The sequence below is a fragment of the Paenibacillus glycanilyticus NBRC 16618 genome, from assembly GCF_004000805.1.
Lineage (GTDB): Bacteria > Bacillota > Bacilli > Paenibacillales > Paenibacillaceae > Pristimantibacillus > Pristimantibacillus glycanilyticus.
This window is the reverse complement of the sequence record NZ_BILY01000029.1, coordinates 49518-72170: the sequence shown is the minus strand read 5'-3', so window position 1 is coordinate 72170 and position 22653 is coordinate 49518. Positions and strand designations below refer to the sequence as shown.

Sequence of the window (22653 nt, the reverse complement as noted above, 5' to 3'; positions counted from 1 at the left end):
GAACTTTGTAAGAAATGCTTTCGAGTTCGTTTAGAATTCACGGTTATGATAAACGATAGATTCAAAACTTCCGCAGTCAGGGTGAGTACGGTTGTCCATACGAGTGAAGCTGTACATGTCGTATTTGGCCATGGTTTTTCTGCCGATGGTCTTGATCTTGGGTTTTGTCGTGTTTGTGCTTTATGCCGGAGGCATGCAGGATTTGAGGGAATATTTCCGCGTGGAGAAGGAGGAAAAGACGAACCAGTCCCTTATTTACGGTGAATTGAAATACGTTCTCGAGAATGATACCGACAAGCTGTCGTCCCCTGCTTATACGGATAAGCTTCAGCGGAGGCTGGCTGACCAATGGGCGGGCCTCATTATGACGAAGGATGGAATCGTAACGGAGGTTCCGGTATTTTTGAAGGAACTGTCACCGCATGAGGATTGGCAAGGTTTGTTTGACAAGTCCCCGGACACGGTATCTTTCAGAGCTTTCAAGTTCCAAGTCAACGATATCGCCTTTCGGTATCCGGACGGGCATAACGGACAGATGCTGCTGCTTCGCCGTTACGATGTGGTGCCGCCGCTTTGGAGGCCCATTGGAACTTTGATCTTTATCGCGTTTATAGGATTATCCAGTCTGATTCTGACCTATTATGTATCCCGAAGCATCATTCGGCCGATTCATGCGCTGAAGACGGCTGCCCTGCAGATCAAAGACGGCGATTTATCGCAAAAGGTTGTTGTTAAGAGCAAAGGCGAAGTTGGCCAGCTTGCCGCGGCTTTCGAAGCGATGAGGATCCAGCTCAAGCAGTCCATCGATCAAAGCTTGCAATACGAGGAAAACCGGAAGCAGCTGCTATCCCATATCTCGCATGATTTGAAGACGCCGATCTCCGCGATTAAAGGCTATGTGGAAGGCATTATGGACGGCATCGCCAACACGGACGAGAAGCGCCAGCGTTATATGGAGACCATTTATCACAAGGCTAACGACATGGATCAATTGATTGACGAATTATTTTTGTTTTCCAAACTGGATTTGCACAAGGTAGCCTTTGATTTCAAAACGATCGATTCGGTCAAATATTTAGGGCATTACCTGGAGGAGCAGCGGTTTGATCTGGAAAAGTCGGGCGTGCAGCTCAGGTTTGAGGCTCCTCCCAGCGAGCAGCTGCTTATCGCGGCCGATCCGGACAAGCTTGGACGGGTATTGACGAATATTTTGAACAACAGCGAGAAGTATATGGGCCAGCTCCCGGAATCCGCGGACAAGAGGGTTACGGTATCGGTTCGGGAGAGAGGAAGCGAAGTGCTCGTTGCCGTCGAGGACACGGGACCCGGGATTGAGAAGGAAGATCTTCCGTATATCTTCGACCGGTTCTACAGGGCAGAGCAATCCCGGAACTCCGAGACGGGGGGAAGCGGGTTAGGTCTTGCTATTGTCAAACAAATTATTGAAGGGCATGGCGGTACGGTCTGGGCGGAAAATGCGGAAGGCGGAGGAGCAAGATTCTGCTTCCTTCTCCCCAGAGCGGAGCCGGTTAGAACGGTGGTGATAGAGCATGAAGAGCATACTAATCATTGAAGACGAGAAGGCCATTGCCGAGCTGGAGCGGGATTACCTGGAGAGCCACGGCTTTGCCGTCGAGATTGAAGGGCGCGGAGACGTCGGGCTGCAGAAGGCTTTGGGCGGCTCCTACGATCTGATCATTCTGGATGTCATGCTGCCGAAGCTGGACGGATTCGAAATCTGCCGCCAGATCAGGCAGACGAAGAATATACCGGTGCTGATGGTAACGGCGAAGAAGGAAGATATCGACAAGATCAGAGGACTTGGTCTAGGCGCGGATGATTACATGACGAAGCCGTTTAGTCCAAGCGAGCTGGTGGCAAGGGTGAAGGCGCATTTAGCCAGATACGAGCGGCTGACTGCCGAGCGGGGCGAGAGTCACGAGCAGATCGGAATCCGGGGTCTTATGATCGATAAAACATCCAGAAGAGTTACGATTCATGACCGGGAGGCCATGCTGACTTCCAAGGAGTATGATCTCCTGCTGCTTCTAGCCTCCCATCCTAACCGGGTTTTTGAGAAGGAGGAGCTGTTTGAGCGGATATGGGGTCTTGACTCAAACGGCGACGCAGCTACGGTAACGGTTCATATTCGGAGGCTGCGTGAAAAAATCGAACATGACCCGTCGAACCCGCAATATATCGAGACGATATGGGGCGTCGGATACAGGTTCAAAGTGTAAGAGCAAGAGCAGATAATAGAGAAGGAGTGGGAAGGTTTGAAGAGCATTATCAAGTTTTCGCTGAATAACAAATTTGCTTTATGGATCATGACGGTTATCGTCCTGTTCGCGGGCCTGTACTCCGGCCTGAACATGAAGATGGAGACGCTGCCGGACATTACGGTGCCAATCGTCAGCGTAACCACGGTGCTGCCCGGCGCAGCGCCGGAAGAAGTGATGGAGAAAGTTACGAAGCCAATCGAGCAGCAGACACGGAATATGGAAGGGGTAGATAGCGTCAGCTCGACCTCCTTCGAGAATGCATCGTCGGTCATCATTCAATATAAATTCGGTACCGATATGGATAAGGCGGAAAGCGATGTAAAAAGCCTTCTTGCTGACTTGAAATTGCCTGAAGGAGCGCAAGATCCGGATGTATCCCGGATCAGCCTGAATGCCTTCCCGGTCATTTCTCTTAGCTTCGCGAACGACAAGCAGGATCTGGCGCAGCTGACCGATCTGGTCAACTCCAGCGTTTTGCCTGAACTGCAAGGGATTTCTGGCGTGGCGGATGTTCAGATTTCCGGCCAGAACGTGATGCAAGGGCAGCTTGCGTTCGATCAAGCTAAGCTTGCGCAGCTTGGCCTGACGGAAGATGCCGTGAAAGGCATCATTCAAGCCTCCGCAATGAAAGCTCCGCTTGGGATCTTCGAGTTCGGCGATACCGAGAAAGCGGTAGTTGTTGACGGCAACGTATCTACGGAAGAAGATCTGAACAATCTGATTCTGATGCCGAACGTTAAGCTTAGCGATGTGGCGAAGCTGACGGTTGAAGGCAAAGCGGAATCGGTATCCCGCACGAACGGCAAGGATTCCATCGGCATTAACATTGTAAAAGCGGCGGATGCCAATACGGTTGACGTTGTTAACAACGTGAAGGATGCCATTAAGGTTATGGAAGAGAAGAACGATGGCCTGACGATCGTTACAACGCTCGACCAAGGCAAACCGATTGAGAAATCGGTTGAGACGATGATCACGAAAGCGGTTATCGGTGCTTTGTTCGCGGTGCTCATCATCATGATCTTCCTGCGCGACATCCGTTCCACGATTATTGCTGTCGTATCGATTCCATTGTCGATTCTGATTGCGCTGCTCATCTTGAGCCGGATGGATATTACGCTTAATATTATGACGCTTGGCGCTATGACAATCGCGATCGGGCGGGTTATCGACGACTCGATTGTCGTTATCGAGAACGTGTACCGCCGTATGGCGCTTAAAGGCGAGAGGTTGAAAGGCAAAGAATTGATTCTGGATGCGACCCGCGAAATGTTCGTTCCGATCATGTCCTCGACGATTGTAACGATTGCCGTATTCCTTCCGCTGTCGTTCGTATCCGGCATGGTTGGCGAGATCTTCACGCCGTTTGCCTTGACCGTCGTATTCGCCCTGCTCGCCTCCTTGCTTGTTGCGATTACCGTCGTACCAATGCTGGCTCATATGATGTTCAAGAACGGCATCAAGGAAGGCAAGGCTGTAGACCACGACAAGCATGGCCGACTGGCAACCTGGTACAAAGGCATTCTGTCATGGTCGCTTAACCATAAAGTCGTTACCTCCCTTATCGCGATTGTTCTGCTTGTAGGCAGCCTCTCGCTAACGCCGCTGATCGGCATGAGCTTCCTGCCTGGCGATGAGCAGAAGTCGATGATCGTGACTTACAACCCGGCTCCGGGCGAAACGAAGGAGCAGGTTGAGGAAATGGCGCTGAATGCGGAAAAAGAACTGATGAAGCGCGAAGGCATTGATATCGTGCAGTACGCGGTAGGCGGACAGAATCCGATGAGCCCCGGCGCATCGAAGCAAGCTTTGTTTAACCTGACTTACGATGAAGACATGAAGAACTTCTCCGAAGAGAAGGACCAGATCGTTCCGCTGCTTCAGAAGCTGGGCGGCAAAGGCGAATGGAAAGAGCAGAACTTCGGTGCTGGCGGCGGCGTAGGCGGTTCGACGATCTCGATGGTCGTATACGGTCCGGATATGGATTCGCTTGATCCCGTTGTTGCCGATCTGATGAACAAGCTGAAAGAAAATAAAGATCTGGAGAAAGTGGACTCGAGCCTCTCCGAGCGTTATGAGCAATACCGCATCGTAGCGGATCAAGCGAAGCTTAGCCAATATGGCCTGACTGCCGGTCAAGTGGCAATGGCGCTTAGTCCGGTTAGAGAAAATCCGGTATTGACGACAATCAAGAAAAACAATGAAGACGTAAATGTATACGTTAAAGTGGATACAAAGACGTACAAGGAAAAGTCCGACCTGGAAAACGTCAAGCTTAAATCGCCTGTTACCGGCGCAGAGGTAGCTCTGAAGGATGTTGTTACCATTGAAGAAGGCAAGTCTCCGAACACGATTACCCGTCTTGACGACCGCATCAATGCGGAAGTAACGGCTGACGTGGTATCGTCCAATGTTAGCGCCGTGTCCTCGGATCTTCAGAAAACGATTGACGGCATGAAGCTGCCGGCAGGCGTTGAGATCAAAATGGGCGGCGTAACGGAAGACATGCAAGAATCGTTTATGCAGCTTGGCTTGGCTATGCTTGCCGCTATCGCTGTTGTTTACCTGGTTCTTGTTATCACATTCGGCGGAGGGCTTACACCGTTTGCCATCCTGTTCTCGCTGCCGTTCACCGTTATCGGTGCATTGGTTGGCTTGTGGATCGCAGGGGAGACAATCAGCGTGACCGCTCTGATCGGTATGCTGATGCTTATCGGTATCGTGGTAACGAATGCGATCGTACTCGTAGACCGCGTCATTCAGAAGCAAAAAGAAGGCTTGACCGTTCGCGAAGCGCTGCTTGAAGCAGCGGGCACTCGTCTGCGTCCAATCCTGATGACCGCTATCGCTACGGTTGGCGCGCTTCTGCCGCTGGCGTTTGGTTTCGAATCGGGCGGCCTGATCTCGAAAGGGATGGCGATCACCGTTATCGGCGGTCTGATCAGCTCGACGTTGTTGACATTGATTTTCGTACCGATGGTCTATGAATTGTTCAACCGCAAGAAAAAAGGTAAGGCTATTGTTGAGTAATTTATACAGAATTTAAGAAAGGCTTCTTCGATCCGTAATTGATCGAAGAAGCCTTTTTTATTGAATTGGTTTTAATGGTCAGCGGAGGTTATTTCGAGTCGGGCGTGACTTTTGCGCGTTTGTTTCAACCAATAACAAGTTGATCAAGAAACAACCCGCAAGGAACGACCGACCGAAATAACCGGAGCGTCGGAGCGTCAGTATTTGACGCCCTCAGAATAATTGTTTCCGGCATTCCATAACAGGTATTCGTCAACTCCGGCGTCATGGAGGGCTTTGATTTGGGCTTCCACCTCCGCAGGGCCGTACTTGATATAATGCCCTTTGCCCAGCCAGCTGGCAGTGAAGTCCTGAATCCAAGGACGGATGATCGGCTTCTTGTCTCCGATCGGATCGAGCTTTTTATGCGTATCCTTCATTGCTCCGGCAATGGTGGCATACGGACTCTTGTCCGGATCCTGCTGGTCGAACCACCCTGCGCCGTAATGGCTTGGATAGATCATAGGAGAGATAACGTGAACATCGCTTGATATCTTAACAAAGTCTTGGCCAATGCCTTCAGCGGCAGGCACGGACGCGGCATAGCCGAATATATCGACGGAAACCCGAACGCCAAGCGGCTCGAGCTGCTCCCGTGCGTATTTCACGAAGCCGGCTACTGCGTCAACCCGGCTTTGTTCGGTTTTGGTGAACGTTAGCGAATCCGCCTTTTTCTCGAATCCTTCCGGGAAGCGGACGTAGTCGAATTGGATTTCTTTAAAGCCTAATTTCACGGCTTCCTTGGCAACTGCGACATTATAGTCCCAGACTTCGCAGATATACGGATTTACGAAGCTGTCTCCTTTGCCGTTAGCCCATAAGGAGCCGTCCGCGTAACGGTAGGAGTACTCGGGATGCTTTTTCGCCAGAACCGTATCCTTGAAGACGACAATCCGGGCAATCGGATAGACCTTGTGAGCCTCCAGCTTGGACATCAGGGCCTGGATGTTAGAGATGTATTTCTGCGTGGTGCCAAGCTTCAGCAGCTCGGGCGCTTGCGTCGGATAGGTTATGTATCCGTTATCATCTTTAATGTCGATGACCATGCTGTTAAGCTCTGTATCGTCCATTAGCTTCAGCAGAGAGTTCAGACGCGATCCACCGGCACTGTAAGCCGTTACGTAGACGCCTTTGACGGTTGGGGCATCCGGCTGGGGATCGGCCTTAAAGCCGTCTCTGAGCGCTTCTGGCGTTGCGGTGGTCATTGCCGGTACGGCTTGGATAATCGTTTTTCCTGCGGCTGCGTTAAAAAGAGAGGCAGCTAGCTGTTTCGAGGCGGCATTTTCTTCTCCCGTTCCCGTAACAAGATGATACAAAAGCATCAGCGTCGAAAAGATAATGTCCATAATTATGCCCTCTCCCCGTTAGCGTTTTCATCCAAATTATAAAGCAGAAGAAGGAATCATGGCATTATTTTTTTCGGTCAGGCCTCTTTCTAAGCAGGCAATTGTTTCATGTCTTGGGCGCAAACAAAAAGCCTGCCGGCTTAAAGCCGGCAGGCTAACTTTCTAGATTTTATACCCCATTTTGTCATTGCAGTAAAGCCTGTATTTGATGCTCGCAAATGCTATGCTGCACAATTTCCCTTGCATCTTCCGGTTCCAGAACGGCTAATCCATCCCGCAGCACGATGTTAATCGCAAGCTCGCGCTTCGTGAGGAAAGAACTTAGCTCGGGCACCAGCTTTTCCACAATCTGTGACAATGTGACTGTTTCCATATCCACCTGAGCATCACCCTTTCATCATAGGTTCAGGGCAAATCATATGGCAAGAAACCAAAGTTAACGGGATAACCACATTATAACAGGATGAAATGCAAAAACATAGGGATATGTATATGATTCCATGTTTGTCTATTATAACTGGGCTAATCCTTCGACCGCCGGAAGTCGCCTATAACCCCGACGGTTTCCACGATATTAACGAAAGCGCGGTTATCGATCGAGGCAATCGTTTTTCGCAGCTCGGCAAGCTCGTACCGCGTGCGGACGGTCATCAGCATATCCTGCTCGGCGGACGTATAGGCGCCTCTGGTCTTGATGATCGTAATGCCGCGAGGATGGCTTAGCAGCTTCGTAAGCATCTCTTCCGTCTTGGTCGTAATGATAAAGGCAGTTACTTTAATATGCCGGACATGGATGATGTCGACCACTTTCCCCGCGATATAGATGGACAGCAGGGAGTAGAGCGCCAGATTCCAATCCTGCGTATAGAGGACAAGGGCCGCGATGACAAGACCGTTCAGGGTGAAAATAATGGAACCGACGGGCAAGTCCCTTTTTCGTGTTATAATGGATGCGATGATGTCAAATCCCCCTGAGGAGCCACCGTACCGAAGTGTCATACCGGTGCCGATGCCAAGTATAATGCCGCCAAAAACAGAGCCAAGCACGATATCTTTGGCAATGGCTGCGACAGGAATGAGCTGGAGAAATAACGTTGAGGCCAGCACGGTGTACATGCTCCAAATGATAAATCGCCTTCCCACAATAAACCAGCCCCAGACTAGAACCGGAACATTAAGCAACAAATAGAGCCAGCCGATATTTCCGCCGGTAATATAGCCGATCATCATCGCAACGCCGGACAAGCCGCCGCTCAGCAATTGATGGGGAATCAGGAACAAATTGAACGCGCCGGCAATAAGCAAAGCGCCTATGGTCATAACTACCGCGGTAACCGCAGGTTTAAAAATCCATTTGTTCATTTTTGGTAATCTCCATAATTGAATTCGCCGAAAATCAGCGGTTGTTAATCTATGGTAGTATGGCTTTTTGCCCATTGCTGGTATTCGTAAGTTGTTATGTGCTATAATGGTTTGGATATTTTTTAGTAGGCTGCAGATAAAAGGAGTATGAGAAAAGTTTGAAAACATTTGCTGAATTTGGCCTGGAACCGAAAGTGTTGCAGGCAATTACGGAGCTTGGATTTGAGGAATCTACCCCAATCCAAGACAAATCGATCCCAATTGCAATGGCGGGGAGCGATATGATTGGTCAAGCACAGACGGGTACAGGCAAAACGGCTGCATTCGGAATTCCACTTATTAACAAAATTCCGACTAGTGAAGAACGTATCGTTGCATTGATTATGACGCCAACCCGCGAGCTTGCTATCCAAGTAGCAGACGAGATCGGGAAGCTGACTAAATACAAAGGTCTTCGTTCACTGCCGATCTATGGCGGACAAGAAATCGGTCGCCAGATTCGCGCGCTGAAAAAGAAGCCGCAAATTATTATCGGTACACCGGGCCGTTTGCTCGACCATATTAACCGCAAGACCATTAAGCTTGAAGATGTACGTACCGTTGTTCTTGACGAAGCGGACGAAATGCTGGACATGGGCTTCATGGAGGATATCCAATCCATTCTGAAGCAAGTGCCGGAAGAGCGCCAAACTTTGCTGTTCTCGGCAACTATGCCTCCGAACATTCAGAAGCTGGCACAGCAATTCCTGAAAAATCCGGAGCATGTAGCGGTTATTTCAAAACAAGTTACAGCACCAACGATTCAACAAAATTATTTCGAAGTTCACGAGCGTCAGAAATTCGAAGCGCTAGCCCGCTTGCTCGATATGGAATCGCCTGAACTCGCAATCATTTTCGGTCGTACGAAACGTCGTGTTGATGAGCTCAGCGAAGGTCTGCAAAAACGCGGATATTCGGCTGATGGCTTGCATGGTGACCTGTCTCAGAACCAGCGCGATAACGTTATGCGCAAATTCCGCGATGGCAGCATCGATGTTCTCGTGGCAACAGACGTGGCAGCACGTGGTCTCGACGTATCGGGCGTAACTCACGTTATCAACTTCGACCTTCCGCAAGACCCTGAGAGCTACGTTCACCGTATCGGCCGTACCGGCCGTGCCGGTAAAGAAGGCTCCGCTTACTCTTTCGTAACGCCTCGCGAAGTGGATCATCTTCACTTCATCGAGAAGGTTACTCGTCAACGCATCAGCAAGAAGCCTTTGCCTAGCCTGGCCGAAGCGATCGAAGGCAAACAACGCCTTACCGCTGAGCGCGTGCTCGAAGTTGTTCAGAATGAAGACTTCACCGAGTACAAAGGCATCGCAATCCAATTGCTGGAGCAATACGATTCCGTGCATTTGATGGCAGCGGCTCTGAAGCTGCTTACCGGCGAGAAGAAAGACGTTAGCGTTGAACTGACGCCGGAAGAACCGCTTCGCGCTAAAAAACGCAAGCCGGATATCCGCTCGAATGGTCGCCGTTTCTCCGGCGGATCGTTTGGCGGCGGCAACCGCGGCGGCGGTCAAGGCGGCGGCGGATACCGCGGCCGTGATGACAGACGCAGCAACAGCGGCGGAGGATCCCGCGGCAGCTATGAAAACCGCAATCGCGACAACAACGGTGGAGGACGCGGACGCAGCGGCGAAGGCCGCAGCAACAGCAGCGAACCGCGCCGTCCGAAATATTCGTCTGAAGACTTCGTAAACAACTAAGGTATGTAGATCAGGGGAAGTCCGTGATGCCTAAACGGGCATCCGGGCTTTCCCTTTTTTTCATAATCATTCTATTAGGGTAGGGGCGAATCAAATGGAACCAAAAGGCCTTGTTGGCGGTTTGTATCGGATTTCCGAATGGATAATGCGTCTGGCGGTCATTAACATCTTATGGCTGGTATGTTCGATTCCGTTTGTATTTATCGCTTGGAGCGGACTTCTTGCAGCCCCGGCGAATACATCTGATTCTGCGATTACCAGTCAGGTGTATGCTACATTAATTATGATGGCGGTTATTGCGCCATTCACCCTGTTCCCGGCTACGGCAGCCATGTTTACGATTGCACGCAAATGGGTGATGGGCGAAGTCGATGTACCTATGTTCAAAACGTTCTTTCGCGGTTACAAAGAGAACTATTTGCAAAGTATGATTGGCGGCATTTTCTATTCGCTTATTCTTGGCATCATGATTATTGATTTTATTGTTTACCAGGATAAGTTCAATTTGTTCTCCTATTTGTACCTGGCGATCTGCCTGCTTCTCGTTGTTTCCTTATTCAACTTCTTCTCGATGCTTGTGCACTATCATATGAAAACGTTTCAATTGCTGAAGAACGCGATTCTGATTACGATCGGACGTCCGATCCGTTCGTTCTCGACGGCGATTATGGCCGCAGCGGTTATGTACTTCAGTACGCAGTATACGTTCCTTATTCCGTTTTTCATGGGTAGCGTAATCGCTTATCTTTCCTTCTGGAATTTCCACTTGATCTACCGCAAGCTTCAAGATCAGATGGAGAACGAAAAGAAGAAGGCAGCGGAAGCGCAGGAAAACGAGCTTGCGGAGCTTACGGATTCGGAGAGAGACAGGAACCAGTAATTGCAAGCAATGCGAAGTTTACTTTTGCCGGATTTACGTCTATAATAGCAATACATCCTGCGATGTTCGTTTCGGCTTTTCGTTGTTTTGAACCAATGGCTGTTTCTAGGGAGACCAACATTGAAACGCGGCTGACAAGCCCCCTAAAGGGGATCTCAAAAACGTTTCTGCGGACACCCACCTGCGAGAGCGGGTTCAGAAGCATGTAAGTCGGACGGCATTCGCGGGTTTTTTCTTGCCATTATAGTGACCGGCAGTTCCTTGGTTATCCTCACCGGATGATCAAGGAACTGCTTTTGTATGTTGAAACAGGTTTATGGACTTTTTTCATACATATAAACATGCTACAATTATATTGATGTACATAGATGCTAGAGGGGGAGATCATCGTTGTTGAAGCGCACTCTAATCGGACTGCTTCGCAGTCACGAAGCGACGGGCGATAAAGCTAAAGACCCACTGCTCAAATCACATATCTACAAGCTTTCGAAGGAAAAGGCATGGGAGGAAGTCGTGTCCACCCTGAAGAAGATGCAGGGCTACAAGCTGCTCCACGAAGTGAAGTCAGTTGGGGAGATTGTCCTGGAGAAACGTACGATGACGGGACGTACAATGGATATAACGGTTACCGTTATTAGCGTGAATCCTGTTACCTCGGCAGTTGATATTTATTCCGCTTCCAAAGGCTCGTTAGGCGATCTTGGTTCCAATTACCGGGTTATTCTTGATATTTACCGGACGCTGGACAAGAAGCTTGCTGCATTCAAGGCATAAGAAGGAATCACATAATAAATAAAAAAGCGAGGAAGGTAAGCCTTCACTCGCTTTATTTACGCGTAAATTATACGAGAGCTTTAACCGCGTTAATCGCTTGCTCGTAGTTAGGATGTTCCGTCATTTCGGACAGATATTCGACGTATTGTACTTTATCGTTTGCGTCGATGACGAAGATGGAGCGCATATCAAGACCGAATTCTTTTATGTATACGCCGTAAGCTTGGCCAAAGTCATGCGATTTGAAGTCCGACAGCATAACGACTTTATCTACGCCTGCCGCACCGCACCAGCGGGATTGCGCGAATGGAGTATCGACGCTTACTGTCAGCACGATTACGTTATCGCCCAGCGAAGCGGCTTCTTCGTTGAAACGGCGGGTTTGCGCATCGCATACGCCTGTATCGATCGAAGGAACAACGCTGATCAATTTTACTTTACCTGCGAAATCTTTCAAGGATACGGAGTCGACAAGCGATTTGTTGACGGTGAAATCAGGAGCTTGATCTCCCACTTTTACTTCCGGTCCGATTAATGTAATAGGATTGCCTTTAAATGCGGCAACGCCAGTGCGTTCTTGTGACATAATGGATATGTCCTCCTTCTCACGTTTAGGGTTTGTAACAGGTTTTATTATAAGCTTTATGAATCGGGGTTGTCCAATGGTTGGAAGGAGTGATACGTAATGATTTTTTTAAGATACGAAAGCTTTCGGGGTTATTTGCGCGCCTATCCGGTTACTTCCGTGATCATTGCGCTTAATCTCATTTATTTTATTGCAATCGCCGTGACGGGGGATATTAACGACAATTATCATTTAATGCGGTCAGGCGGGTTTGTCAGCTATATGCCGGATAATCCGTACGGACTTCATGAACCTTGGCGGATCATAACCTCGATGTTTATGCATTCAAGCTTTCAACATATTTTCTTTAATATGTTTTCGATTCTTGTATTTGCTCCGCCTCTGGAGCGGTTATTGAAGCCGGCGAAATACGCCGTGTTTTATCTCTTATGCGGAATTATCGCGAATTTGGTAACCGGAGCGGTCCATGGTCTGTTTGGGGATGACCGGACAATTTATTTGTCCACCGGAGCTTCGGGAGCGATCTACGGGGTGTTTGGAGCGTTTCTCTATATCGCGATCTTCCGCAAGGCATGGCTGGACCAAGGTTCAAGAAAAACGGTATATATGATTCTTGGCTTTGGTCTGGTCTTCTCGGTTATCGTGCCTAGCGTAAGCCTGCTTGGGCATGTTGGGGGCGGAGTTGCAGGATTTTTGCTTTACGGCTTATTGGACCGCGCGATGACGAAGAGACGGCGCGTGTATTAGAATCAGGATGTACGGGAGAGATTGGAGACATTATGGAACTACGACAGCTTTATTATTTTGTGAAGGTTGCCAAAAAAGAACATGTGACGCAAGCGGCCGAAGAGCTGCATGTTGCGCAATCTGCGGTCAGCCGTCAAATCCATCAGCTCGAGGAAGAGCTGGGTGTGAAGCTGTTCCTGCAGAAAGGGCGCAACCTGCAGCTGACGCCGGTAGGTCAGCTGTTTCTTAAACGCGCGGAAGTGATCCTTGACGATCTGGAGAGGGCAGTCGTGGAAATTCACGAGTTTATGGATCCGGAGAAAGGGGAAATCCGGCTAGGCTTTCCGCATAGTCTCGGGGTGTCTGTTGTTCCCCAGGTTGTCGCAGCCTTCCGCAAGCTTCATCCTAATGTCAAATTTCGATTCCGTCAGGGGATGTACCCGTCCTTGATTCGGGATATGGTAAAAGGCGAGATTGACCTCGCTTTTATCTCGCCTTTTCCGGATGAGCACGAGCAGGTTTGCGGCGAAGTTCTGCTTACGGAAGAACTGTTTGCTATCCTGCCACCGAATCATCCGCTTGCCGGAGAGCAGGAGATCGACCTTATTCAACTGAAGGAAGATACGTTTGTAATGTTCAGTGAAGGGTACTCGCTTCGGCCAATCGTATGGGAAGCCTGCCAGGAGGCCGGATTTACCCCGAAGATCGGCTTTGAAGGGGAAGAGACCGAGACCATCCGAGGTCTGGTTGCGGCCGGTATGGGGGTAAGTCTGCTGCCGGAGATGGCCTTGTATCATGCGGGTGTGCTGCAATCGGCGAAGGTTCGCGTAAGAACTCCCAATGTCACTCGGAATATCGGCATCATTCATCGCTCTAACGAGAAGATGCCGCTAGTGGCAAAAGTATTCCATGGCTTCCTGCTGAGATACTTTAACGAGCTTGAAGGGAAACAAGGGAACAAAGAGAAATAAACGATAGAAAAAGGGCTGTCCCATCGTCATCGTGACGATTGGGGCAGCCCTTTTGTTATTGGTTAGTCATCATTGTTCGAAGAGGTGAAGATCATAATGTACTTAACCAGCTCCAGCAAAGAGATCAGTGCTGCCGCCACGTAAGTGAGTGCAGCTGCGTTAAGTACTTTGGCTACGCCACGTTCTTCTTCGTTTGTAATAAAGCCTTCAGCTACCATTAAATCGCGTGCCCGGTTGCTTGCGTTGAACTCGACCGGCAACGTGATCACCTGGAAGGCAACGGCAACGGAGAAGAAGATGATGCCTAGTCCTACAAGGTTCATTGCGTGGAACAGGAAACCGGCGATGAGCAGGAACGGTGCAATGCCGGATGCGATGTTAACGACCGGGAATATCCGGTGGCGAAGCACCAGCATCGGGTAATGAACTTTGTGCTGGATCGCGTGGCCAACCTCGTGGCAGGCAACCGCAACGGCGGAAATCGAGCTTTCATAGTAGACCGGCTCGGATAATCTGACAACGCGGTGGATCGGATCGTAGTGGTCCGACAAGGTACCGCGTACGGGTTCAATAGGTACGTCATGCAAGCCGTTAGCGTCCAGCATGCGTCTTGCAGCCTGGTAACCGGTCAATCCGTACGCGGTTTGTACGCCGGCCCAACGGTTGAACGTTCCTTTTACCCGGAACTGCGCCCAAATGGATAAACCAAAGGCGATTAGGATAAGGAAGTCCATAGGGTGAAAAAACATGTGATCATACCTCCATCAGAGTGGTCAAGGATTGCATCGATGGGACATATCCTTACATAAATGGTCCCTTGTTAATGAGAAGCATTAACGCCTCGATGCAAGCCGCGGTTTGCGGCATCAAGCGGGTGTACAGCCGGTTTGCTTGTCTCGGCTTAAGCTGTTTGATCACCGGCTCCAGCTCTTTTACTTCTCGTTCCAGCTGGGATAGATGATGCTGAAGGTCTGTCAGCTTCTGAGACACTTGCTCCTCCGGCGTAACCTTGCTCCAGCCGTCCAAAGCTTCCTTGATTTCGTCTAGCGTATATTTTTCGTTCTTCATTTGTTCGATACGTTTGAGACGGACTAAAGTTTCATCATGGTACAAGCGATAATTTTTGGCGGAACGTTCCGACGGTTCTAGCAGGCCCATTGAGGTGTAATAATCAATTGTCCGAGGGCTGACACCCGCTAGCTTCGCGAGCTCGCCTATACGATAAAGCTTCGTATCCCCAATCTCTCCACCTTCTTTCTATAATACTGTCCCCTAATCATAATCGGAAACTAACCGTACAGTCAAACGTGTTACATGAATGTACAAATTTCGCCTCTTTAATGAAAGTTCGTAGTTTCTGATTCCAAAGTCGTAGATTCAAAATGCGAAGAATGGATAGGCTCTAGAACCAATTCCCTAGAGGATTTGTGAAAAAACTTAACATTCCGTTCGTTTTGAGACACGAACGTTAGATTTTTTTTCTATTTTACAAGAATATATATTGTCAAATTAGGTGTTCCTGACTATAATGACATTAAGTCTTTCCTAACATGTTAGTAAACATCACATTAAGGGAGTGGTCGTATTGATTAAGAAAATGGTGTTAACTTTAGCTGCGTTATGCTTGGTGTTCCCGGCTATGGCGTTTGCCGATGACCCAACGGCAGGAACACTTAACATGGGAATTAACTCGCTGTGGGTAATGGTAGCCTTCGTGCTCGTATTGCTCATGCAAGGCGGTTTTATCCTTTTAGAAACAGGCTCCACCCGAATGAAAAACGCTGGCCACGTTGCCGGCAAAACGATTTTCACGGCAGGACTTGCGGCATTGATTTACTGGGCGGTTGGTTACGGCTTCGCATTTGGCGCCGACAGCTCGATTAACGGATTTATCGGATTCGGCGATTTCCTGTTTGATCCTTCTATTATTAGCGTAGATGACGGTCTTCCTACTACCTTGTTCTTCCTGTTCCAATTGGCTTTCGCTGCTGTATCGTTGTCCATCGCATGGGGCGGCTTCGCGGAACGAGCTAAATTGTCCTCTTACTTTATCTTTACTATTGTTTTCGTTGGCGTTATTTATCCAATCGTGGCTCACTGGATCTGGGGCGGCGGCTGGCTTGCAAAAGACGGCGCGCAAGATTTCGCGGGTTCTACCGTTGTTCACTTATCAGGCGCGCTTGCGGCATTCGCGGCAACTGTTCTGTTGAAACCTCGTATCGGCAAATTTAACAAAGACGGTTCCGCTAATGAAATTTCCGGTCACAACCAAGTGTTTACTGCACTTTCCGTATTGCTGCTGTGGGTTGGCTGGTTCGGCTTTAATGCTGGTTCTACTCTTGCAATCGGCGATGGCTTCTTTGGTTATGTAGGCTTTACTACTATGCTGGGCGCCGGCGCCGGCGCCGTTGCGGCTCTTCTGATCTCATGGGCGGTTAATGGCAAAGCCGACATTACGACTATGCTGAACGGTACTCTTGCCGGTCTGGTTGCCATTACGGCTTCTTGCGCATTCGTAGAGCCTTGGGCTGCCGTTGTTATCGGTTTGGTAGCAGGCGTGCTTGTATTCTACAGCGCGAAATTCTTCGAGAAAATCAAAGTCGACGATCCGATCTATGCGATGTCGGTGCATGGCGCCGCAGGTATCTGGGGTACGCTGGCTAACGGTATTTTCGCAACGGACGAATTGGCTGCAAAAGTTGGCGTTGGTCAAGGCGGTCTGATCGATACAGGCAGCTGGCACCAATTGGGCGTTCAGGCGCTGTCGGTTCTGGTATGCGGAGTGTTTGTCCTTGCAGCATCGTTCTTGGTTCTTTTCCTCATTAAAGTAGCAATCGGCTTCCGCGTAACGGAAGAGCAAGAAATTATCGGTCTTGACCTGAGTGAGCACGGCGCTTATGGTTATCCTGAGCAACTTAAAAAAGGTCAAGGCATCCAAGGTTAAGGCAAGGTTTGTTGGACTGACCTGAGGGGAGAGGCGGCGGATGGGCGATCCGGTGCGTGTGCAGCTTCTGAAGCAAATCGGCAAAGCCGATAACGTGAATGTACTGCGCAATTTGCGGGATCAAGTACACGAGCATATGAAAGGTATTCTCCAGATGAGTCCGGTCGAACAATTCAACGAACAATTAAATGAGCTGCATGATACGCTTATCTGCCGCTCAATCATATTAGCGGAAGCGGAAATGGCACGGTTGGGGATGGGTTCTCCCCCCGTGCCTTACGCGTATCTATTGTTCGGCAGCGGAGGACGTCTGGAACAGACGCTGTCGAGTGATCAGGACAGCGGTATTGTGTTTGAAGACTCCGCAAGCGATTCGGAGGAAACAACGGCTTATTTTCAGCAATTAACCTCAATCATCGTCTCGATGCTGCATCAGTCCGGTTATCCGTTATGCGAAGGCAATGTGCTGAGCAACAACCCGGAATGGTGCATGTCGTTAACCGAATGGAAGGTCAAGCTGAATGGCTGGTTTGGAGAACCTTCCTGGGAAGCTGTGCGGTACTTGTTGATTTTGGCGGACGGAAGGTCGGTTTACGGCGATCATCGTCTCGCATTTGAGCTAAGAGATCAATATTTCAATAATGTAATAGAGTATCCGAATATCACGCGGCGAATGCTGGACAATACCATGCGTCATAAAGTGCTGCTCGGATTATTCGGTCATTTGCTGAAGGAACAATACGGATCGGATGCCGGCAGTCTGGATATCAAATACGGCGCTTATATCCCCCTAGTGAACGCGATTCGGCTTCTGGCCGTTCAAGCGGGCATCCGCGAGACGTCAACGTTGTCCCGAATCCGCACGCTTGCCCTCCACGATCAATTGCCATCGGAGGAGGCTGCGGCATATGAGCAGGCCTTCCTGCTCTTTCTCCGGCTTCGGTTAATGACAACGGAGCAGAATGAGGACGGCCTATATGCCAACAACGGTAAGCTCTCCAGCCGGAGCTTGTCGAGAGAAATGACCGAGGAGCTGAAGAGCGCGTTAAAAACCGGCAAGAAGCTACAGCGCAAAGTGTTTAAAAGGACAACGGGAAGGCTTATGTAAGGCGGTGATGAAAGGGAATGAAGGAACCAAAAGGCGTCGGACGGATGTGGAACCTGTATAAAATGGGAGGCTTTACGCCTGCCCTTGCTTCCATGCTGGGCTCGCAAAATGCGCAGCAGATGGCGTTTATCCGTTCCATCAACAAGGAGCAGCGCAAACAGTCCATGCTGGATACCCCTCTGAGGGAGCTCGATATCGTTGTTTTTGATTTGGAGACGACCGGTTTTTATCCTTCTAACGGCGACGAGATCATATCGTTTGGGGCTGTCCATATGAAAGGTCTTGAGCTTGACGAATCCAGGCAGTTCCATAGTCTGGTCAATCCGAAGCGCCGTATTCCAAGGCAAATTATCGAGCTGACGGGGATAACGAACGAGATGGTGCAGGATGCGCCCGATCTGATGCAGGTTCTCCATGATTTCATGGAGTTTATCGGAAGGAGGCTGTTGATTGCGCATGCCGCCGGACACGATAAGCAATTTTTGAACGCAGCATTATGGCGGACCTCCAAGGTCAGCTTGAATCACCGGGTATTGGACACCATGCTCGTTGCCAAATGGCTGGAGCCGAAGCGGGCTTCCTATGCGCTCGACGATCTTCTGGAGGACTTTGGGATTCCGATTACCGAGCGTCATCATGCCCTGCAGGACTCCCTGATGACGGCGAAGCTATGGCAAAAGTTTCTTGTCCGGATTTTGGACCGGAATATTACGACATTAGGGGATTTATACGCTTATTTAAGCAAGCACTAGAGCAAGCGGACGAAAGTTTTGTCCATCCATCCGGAAAGGCTGGACAACTGCCGCGGGACTGCCCGGCATAGAGATTATCCAATAAGAGAGCCCATCATCGGAGACCGGCAAGCCAAGCCAATCGCGTTTGGAAGGAACTGCCGATGAAATGGGATGGGAGTGGAAAAAACCGACGAGCGACTGTCGGTTTTTTTGTATGTCGTAATACGCGGATACCCATTCCCCGGGATGAAACCGGAATGAGCGAATGGGCTCTTCGTGTACATTCGATATCATGTAAACATGGGTAACAACCGCGGGGCTGTCTGGCGTCGCGGCCGCTCCTGCTAGAACACCGCATGCCTCCTGCGGCAGCGATTTTTGGCAAAAGCCAAGCAGCTGTTCGTATGCTGGACGTGTTATGGCAATGGAAAGCATGTAAGCCGGATGCTCCTTTCCTGAAGGTACAGCTCATTATACATGCCCCAGGAACGGTTTAGCTAGCCGGATTAGCCGTTTTTTCCGGATGCAGAAGACGAATTGCGAACAGTAAGGCGACAATAGCCAACACGGCCAAAAGGATAAACAGAGCGGTAACCGAACGGTCCGCGAGCCAACTGAACAGCGGAGGGCCTGCGGCAACGCCGAAAAACCTTAAGCTATTATAGAAGGAGGTTACAATCCCCCGGTGAGAGCTGTCGACGGAGCCTGTAATCCATGTGTTTAGGCAGGGAAGAAGCAATCCTGTGCCTACGCTGCTTATTGTGATGAAACCAATAAACACGTAGATGAGCCAATAGCTGAACAAGCAGCCGATCAGGGCAGCGCTCATAAGCGAGAGTCCGATTAGAATGCACCGGCGCATTTTTTTGCCATCCTTCTTGATGGAATGTCCGGTTAAATAGGCGGTTATGACAAGACCAAGCAGCGGAATGGCAAGAATACAGCCTTTCAGAACACCGTCGATGTTGTAGGGAGGTTTCTCCAGCAGATCGGACAAATAAAACAAGACCCCAAATAACAGGAATAGGCCTAATGCTCCCGTACAGTATGCGGTAATCAGCCATCGGCCTTTTTCACGGAATATTTTTTTCATGTCGGTCAAATATTGCTTAAGCTTCAAGGGCTCGGATTTGGAATCCGGTTCCTTTATAAAAAACCAAACGGCAAGCAGCGATGCCGCGCAAAATACGGGAAAAGCAAAAAATGGCGCGTACCAGATAATAAGGGCGAGGAGAGAGCCAAGAATCGGACTAACCACTTTGCCTGCGCCGTTGGAGGCTTCGACTATGCCTAACGCTTCGCTTTCCTGGCCATCCTTGTACATATCGCCAACCAGTGCCATTGCAATTGGAGCGGTTCCGGCGGCTGCGAGACCTTGCAAAGCCCTCGAGCTGATCAAAAGCCAATAAGACCCCCAAATCGCGGCAAAGCCCGCAACGATTCCCGCAGCCCCATATACCGCCAATGCGGGAATGATGATTGCTTTGCGGCGGAAACGGTCCGACAAATACCCAATCGCTGGTATGAAAACGGCGGCGCTTACCGAGAATAAAGTGATAACAAGGCTGGACTGCAGCTCGGACAGCTTCATTTGTTTGGCGAGGTCGGGCAAAATCGGGACAAGCATGGAGTTGCCGAGCACCAGGACGAGCGGGACGGAAGCAAAAGCGATATACTGCAGCCATTTGTGTTCGGCCATAAAAGGTTGTCCTCCGATCTAGGTGACATTGACGATTTTATGGCTAATGTGCCCCCCGGCTTGAGCTTCCATTCCTCGCCGTGTTACGATAGGCATAATCTAGAAATGAAGAAGAAAGAAGGGACACCATGAAGCGCGCTACGATGCTGTTTATCGCCGCATTTGTATTGGCTGGTTTAGCGGTGTATCAATATGTATCCAAGGATGAATCAAGCGTTACGGCAGCGGCTTCCGATTTCAAGCCAAAGGCCGGCTCCGAGGCGGTAACCTTTGAGCTTCCGGGGCTTGATGAGAAGAACTACGCAATCGGCGGCAAGCAGGACAAGCTGACCTTTGTGAATTTTTGGGCTTCCTGGTGCGGTCCATGCGAGCTGGAAGCGCCGGATTTGCAGAAGCTGTATGAGAAATACGGGGATAAAATCGCGTTTTACGGCGTAAATGCCACAAAGTTCGATAAGGAAAGAGCGGCAAGGCAGTTTGTGGACGATCATGAATTTACGTTCCCGGTTCTGATGGACCGGAAAGGGGATGTCACCAATACCTACAAGGTAGATACGTTCCCTACAACATTCCTGATCGACTCCTCGGGTGTCATCCGCGAGAGAATCAACGGCGTCATTACGATTGACGAATGGGAAAGGCTGATTGAGCAATACAGCTGATTTTAAAAAAGAAACGCCCGGCAGACTAGCTGCCGGGCGTTTCTTTTAATTTAGTGGTTAATTACGCCGATGCGTTCGATATTGTCAAAGTTTGCCGTTGTTGACTTCTCCATGTTAAGCAAAGCATAACGGATACTGTCGACAAGCGCTTCCCAGCTTGCTTCGATTACGTTGCTGGATACGCCTACCGTGCTCCATGTGCTGTCCACATTAGAGGATTCGATGAGAACGCGCACCTTGGCGGCTGTTGCATCCTTTTCGTCAAATACGCGAACTTTATAGTCGGAGAGATGAATCTCTTCGATCTTCGGATAGAACTGCACCAGAGCTTTGCGCAGGGCATTGTCGAGCGCGTTGACCGGACCGTTGCCTTCCGCTGCCGTGTAGACCTGCTGGCCGTCTACGTTCAGCTTGACGATGGCTTCCGAGTTCATTTGACCTTTCGCGCCGCTCTCAACCAGAATCTTGAACGACTCAACCTTGAAGACTTCAACCGGCTCGCCGAAGGCTTGGCGGAGAAGAAGCTCAAGGGAAGCGTCCGCGGCTTCGTATTGATAGCCTTGGTGTTCAAGCTCCTTGATATGATCCATGATCGCTTTGGTCTGCTCGTTGTTGGCATTCACATCCAGTCCAAGCGACTGCGCCTTCGAAATAATATTCGATTGGCCGGCAAGCTCGGATACCAGAATGCGCTGCTTATTGCCTACAAGCTCAGGCTGGATATGCTCGTACGTTTTGGAGTCTTTCATGATTGCCGACACGTGGATACCGCCTTTGTGGGCAAATGCGGCATTGCCGACATAAGCCTGTCCGACCGGCATATTCACGTTCGCAATCTCGCTCACGTAACGGGCGGTGCCGGTTAGTGACCGAAGCTTCTCTTCCGGGAGAACATCGTAACCCATCTTGAGCTGAAGATTCGGGATGATCGAGCAAAGATTCGCGTTGCCGCAGCGTTCGCCGTAACCGTTAATCGTTCCTTGCACCTGACGCGCACCGGCCTGAATGGCTGCAAGGGAGTTGGCCACGGCCAGCTCGCAGTCATTGTGGGTATGTATGCCGATAGGCGCCGTCAGCTCTTGGCGGATGCGGCTGACGATTTCGTGAATTTCACCCGGCAAGGTACCGCCGTTCGTATCGCAGAGCACCAGCCAATCTGCGCCGGCTTCCTGGGCTTTTCGCAATACCGCTACCGCATACTCCGGATTGTTTTTGTACCCGTCGAAGAAATGCTCGGAGTCAAACAAGGCTTCCATGCCTCTTTGCTTCAAGAAAGCGATGGAATCGTAAACCATGGACAAATTTTCTTCCAGCGTAGTCTGCAAAGCCGTATGCACGTGGAAATCCCACGATTTGCCTACGAGCGTAGCCGCCGGTACGCCGGACTCCGCAATGCGCACGAGGGAAGCGTCTTGATCAGCCTGGCTGAATTTACGGCGCGTGCTTCCGAATGCCGTAATTTTCGATTGCAGCTTCAAGCTCTTAACCCGTTGGAAAAACTCAATATCCTTGCCGTTGCTTCCAGGATTCCCGCCTTCAATATAATGAACGCCGAGAGCGTCAAGTTTTTGAGCAATTTTGAGCTTATCATCCGCTGACAGGCTGATCCCTTCGCCTTGCGTACCGTCGCGCAGCGTAGTATCAAATATTGTTATCGATGTTGTCATAGCCGGGACGCCTCCTTTTTCACTGATCGCCTACACAAAATATAATTAACTATTATAACACTTGTTGATTAGAATGTAGAGAGGAGCATGGA

The 22653-nt window shown here is 49.9% G+C and carries 21 protein-coding genes and 1 other RNA gene; 13 read left to right on the top strand and 9 right to left on the bottom strand.

Features of this window, described 5'->3' with window-relative positions:
* Positions 1–91 precede the first annotated feature (91 nt).
* The 3 genes from PGL01S_RS21195 to PGL01S_RS21185 are packed head-to-tail and all read left to right on the top strand — an operon-like array spanning position 92 to position 5312.
* Positions 92–1573 (top strand): sensor histidine kinase, encoded by a 1482-nt coding sequence (locus PGL01S_RS21195; RefSeq protein ID WP_127496570.1) that lies wholly within the window; start codon positions 92–94, stop codon positions 1571–1573.
* A complete protein-coding gene (locus PGL01S_RS21190) occupies positions 1551–2240 on the top strand; it encodes a response regulator transcription factor (protein ID WP_127496569.1) in 690 nt (229 codons plus the stop codon). Before PGL01S_RS21195 ends, PGL01S_RS21190 begins: the two co-directional genes overlap by 23 nt.
* A gap of 36 nt (positions 2241–2276) precedes the next feature.
* Positions 2277–5312 (top strand): efflux RND transporter permease subunit, encoded by a 3036-nt coding sequence (locus PGL01S_RS21185; protein ID WP_127496568.1) that lies wholly within the window; start codon positions 2277–2279, stop codon positions 5310–5312.
* A gap of 197 nt (positions 5313–5509) precedes the next feature.
* Here the strand turns inward: PGL01S_RS21185 and PGL01S_RS21180 are convergent, their stop codons facing one another.
* The 3 genes from PGL01S_RS21180 to PGL01S_RS21170 all read right to left on the bottom strand — a co-directional run bounded on the left by PGL01S_RS21180 (position 5510) and on the right by PGL01S_RS21170 (position 8059).
* Positions 5510–6697 carry a putative glycoside hydrolase gene (locus PGL01S_RS21180; protein WP_127496567.1) on the bottom strand — a complete coding sequence of 396 codons (1188 nt, stop codon included), beginning with the start codon at positions 6695–6697 and terminating at the stop codon, positions 5510–5512.
* Positions 6698–6881: 184 nt separating this feature from the next.
* A complete protein-coding gene (locus PGL01S_RS21175) occupies positions 6882–7070 on the bottom strand; it encodes a hypothetical protein (protein ID WP_174806585.1) in 189 nt (62 codons plus the stop codon).
* A 149-nt stretch (positions 7071–7219) separates the two neighbouring features.
* Positions 7220–8059: a YitT family protein gene (locus tag PGL01S_RS21170; protein ID WP_127496565.1), complete on the bottom strand. Its 840-nt coding sequence runs from the start codon at positions 8057–8059 to the stop codon at positions 7220–7222.
* 158 nt (positions 8060–8217) lie between these two features.
* On the opposite strand from PGL01S_RS21170, the gene cshA reads away from it, so the two are divergent.
* The 4 genes from cshA (at position 8218) to PGL01S_RS21150 (ending at position 11464) form a co-directional block, all read left to right on the top strand.
* Complete coding sequence (cshA, locus tag PGL01S_RS21165) at positions 8218–9810, top strand: degradosome RNA helicase CshA (protein ID WP_127496564.1); 1593 nt, start codon at positions 8218–8220, stop codon at positions 9808–9810.
* Between the two features lie 94 nt (positions 9811–9904).
* Entirely contained in the window at positions 9905–10690 is a 786-nt protein-coding gene (locus PGL01S_RS21160) for a YesL family protein (protein WP_127496563.1), read from the top strand.
* 51 nt (positions 10691–10741) lie between these two features.
* Positions 10742–10924: non-coding RNA, 6S RNA (gene ssrS / locus PGL01S_RS21155), on the top strand.
* 156 nt (positions 10925–11080) lie between these two features.
* Positions 11081–11464, top strand: coding sequence for a DUF1499 domain-containing protein (locus PGL01S_RS21150; protein WP_127496562.1), 384 nt, complete (start codon positions 11081–11083; stop codon positions 11462–11464).
* Positions 11465–11531: 67 nt separating this feature from the next.
* On the opposite strand, the gene tpx is transcribed toward PGL01S_RS21150, so the two are convergent.
* Positions 11532–12050 (bottom strand): thiol peroxidase, encoded by a 519-nt coding sequence (tpx, locus tag PGL01S_RS21145; protein WP_127496561.1) that lies wholly within the window; start codon positions 12048–12050, stop codon positions 11532–11534.
* Positions 12051–12149: 99 nt separating this feature from the next.
* Here tpx and PGL01S_RS21140 point away from each other — a divergent pair, with 99 nt between their 5' ends.
* Positions 12150–12797 carry a rhomboid family intramembrane serine protease gene (locus tag PGL01S_RS21140; protein ID WP_127496560.1) on the top strand — a complete coding sequence of 216 codons (648 nt, stop codon included), beginning with the start codon at positions 12150–12152 and terminating at the stop codon, positions 12795–12797.
* Positions 12798–12829: 32 nt separating this feature from the next.
* Positions 12830–13747, top strand: a complete 918-nt coding sequence (gene gltC / locus PGL01S_RS21135) for a glutamate biosynthesis transcriptional regulator GltC (RefSeq protein ID WP_127496559.1) — start codon at positions 12830–12832, stop codon at positions 13745–13747.
* 62 nt (positions 13748–13809) lie between these two features.
* Here gltC and PGL01S_RS21130 read toward each other — a convergent pair whose 3' ends face one another.
* Together PGL01S_RS21130 and PGL01S_RS21125 are read right to left on the bottom strand one after the other, a co-directional pair.
* Positions 13810–14496 carry a zinc metallopeptidase gene (locus PGL01S_RS21130; protein ID WP_127496558.1) on the bottom strand — a complete coding sequence of 229 codons (687 nt, stop codon included), beginning with the start codon at positions 14494–14496 and terminating at the stop codon, positions 13810–13812.
* Positions 14497–14548: 52 nt separating this feature from the next.
* Complete coding sequence (locus PGL01S_RS21125; RefSeq protein ID WP_127496557.1) at positions 14549–14989, bottom strand: MerR family transcriptional regulator; 441 nt, start codon at positions 14987–14989, stop codon at positions 14549–14551.
* Between the two features lie 343 nt (positions 14990–15332).
* Here PGL01S_RS21125 and PGL01S_RS21120 point away from each other — a divergent pair, with 343 nt between their 5' ends.
* Genes PGL01S_RS21120 through PGL01S_RS21110 form a run of 3 tightly spaced genes read left to right on the top strand, consistent with a single transcriptional unit; the run spans position 15333 to position 18551 of the window.
* The gene (locus tag PGL01S_RS21120) at positions 15333–16691 is read left to right on the top strand and encodes an ammonium transporter (protein ID WP_127496556.1); all 1359 of its coding nucleotides are present in this window, start codon (positions 15333–15335) and stop codon (positions 16689–16691) included.
* 40 nt (positions 16692–16731) lie between these two features.
* Positions 16732–17799, top strand: coding sequence for a DUF294 nucleotidyltransferase-like domain-containing protein (locus tag PGL01S_RS21115; RefSeq protein ID WP_127496555.1), 1068 nt, complete (start codon positions 16732–16734; stop codon positions 17797–17799).
* Between the two features lie 17 nt (positions 17800–17816).
* Positions 17817–18551 (top strand): 3'-5' exonuclease, encoded by a 735-nt coding sequence (locus PGL01S_RS21110; RefSeq protein WP_127496554.1) that lies wholly within the window; start codon positions 17817–17819, stop codon positions 18549–18551.
* Here the strand turns inward: PGL01S_RS21110 and PGL01S_RS21105 are convergent.
* Together PGL01S_RS21105 and PGL01S_RS21100 are read right to left on the bottom strand one after the other, a co-directional pair.
* Positions 18537–18968 carry a M67 family metallopeptidase gene (locus tag PGL01S_RS21105; protein WP_127496553.1) on the bottom strand — a complete coding sequence of 144 codons (432 nt, stop codon included), beginning with the start codon at positions 18966–18968 and terminating at the stop codon, positions 18537–18539. The two genes, PGL01S_RS21110 and PGL01S_RS21105, sit on opposite strands and share 15 nt — an antisense overlap.
* A 58-nt stretch (positions 18969–19026) precedes the next feature.
* The gene (locus PGL01S_RS21100) at positions 19027–20232 is read right to left on the bottom strand and encodes an MFS transporter (protein WP_127496552.1); all 1206 of its coding nucleotides are present in this window, start codon (positions 20230–20232) and stop codon (positions 19027–19029) included.
* A gap of 128 nt (positions 20233–20360) precedes the next feature.
* Between PGL01S_RS21100 and PGL01S_RS21095 the strand changes: the two genes are divergently transcribed.
* Positions 20361–20894, top strand: coding sequence for a TlpA family protein disulfide reductase (locus tag PGL01S_RS21095; protein ID WP_015843748.1), 534 nt, complete (start codon positions 20361–20363; stop codon positions 20892–20894).
* Positions 20895–20944: 50 nt separating this feature from the next.
* On the opposite strand, the gene cimA is transcribed toward PGL01S_RS21095, so the two are convergent.
* Positions 20945–22561, bottom strand: coding sequence for a citramalate synthase (cimA, locus tag PGL01S_RS21090; RefSeq protein ID WP_127496551.1), 1617 nt, complete (start codon positions 22559–22561; stop codon positions 20945–20947).
* Positions 22562–22653 lie beyond the last annotated feature (92 nt).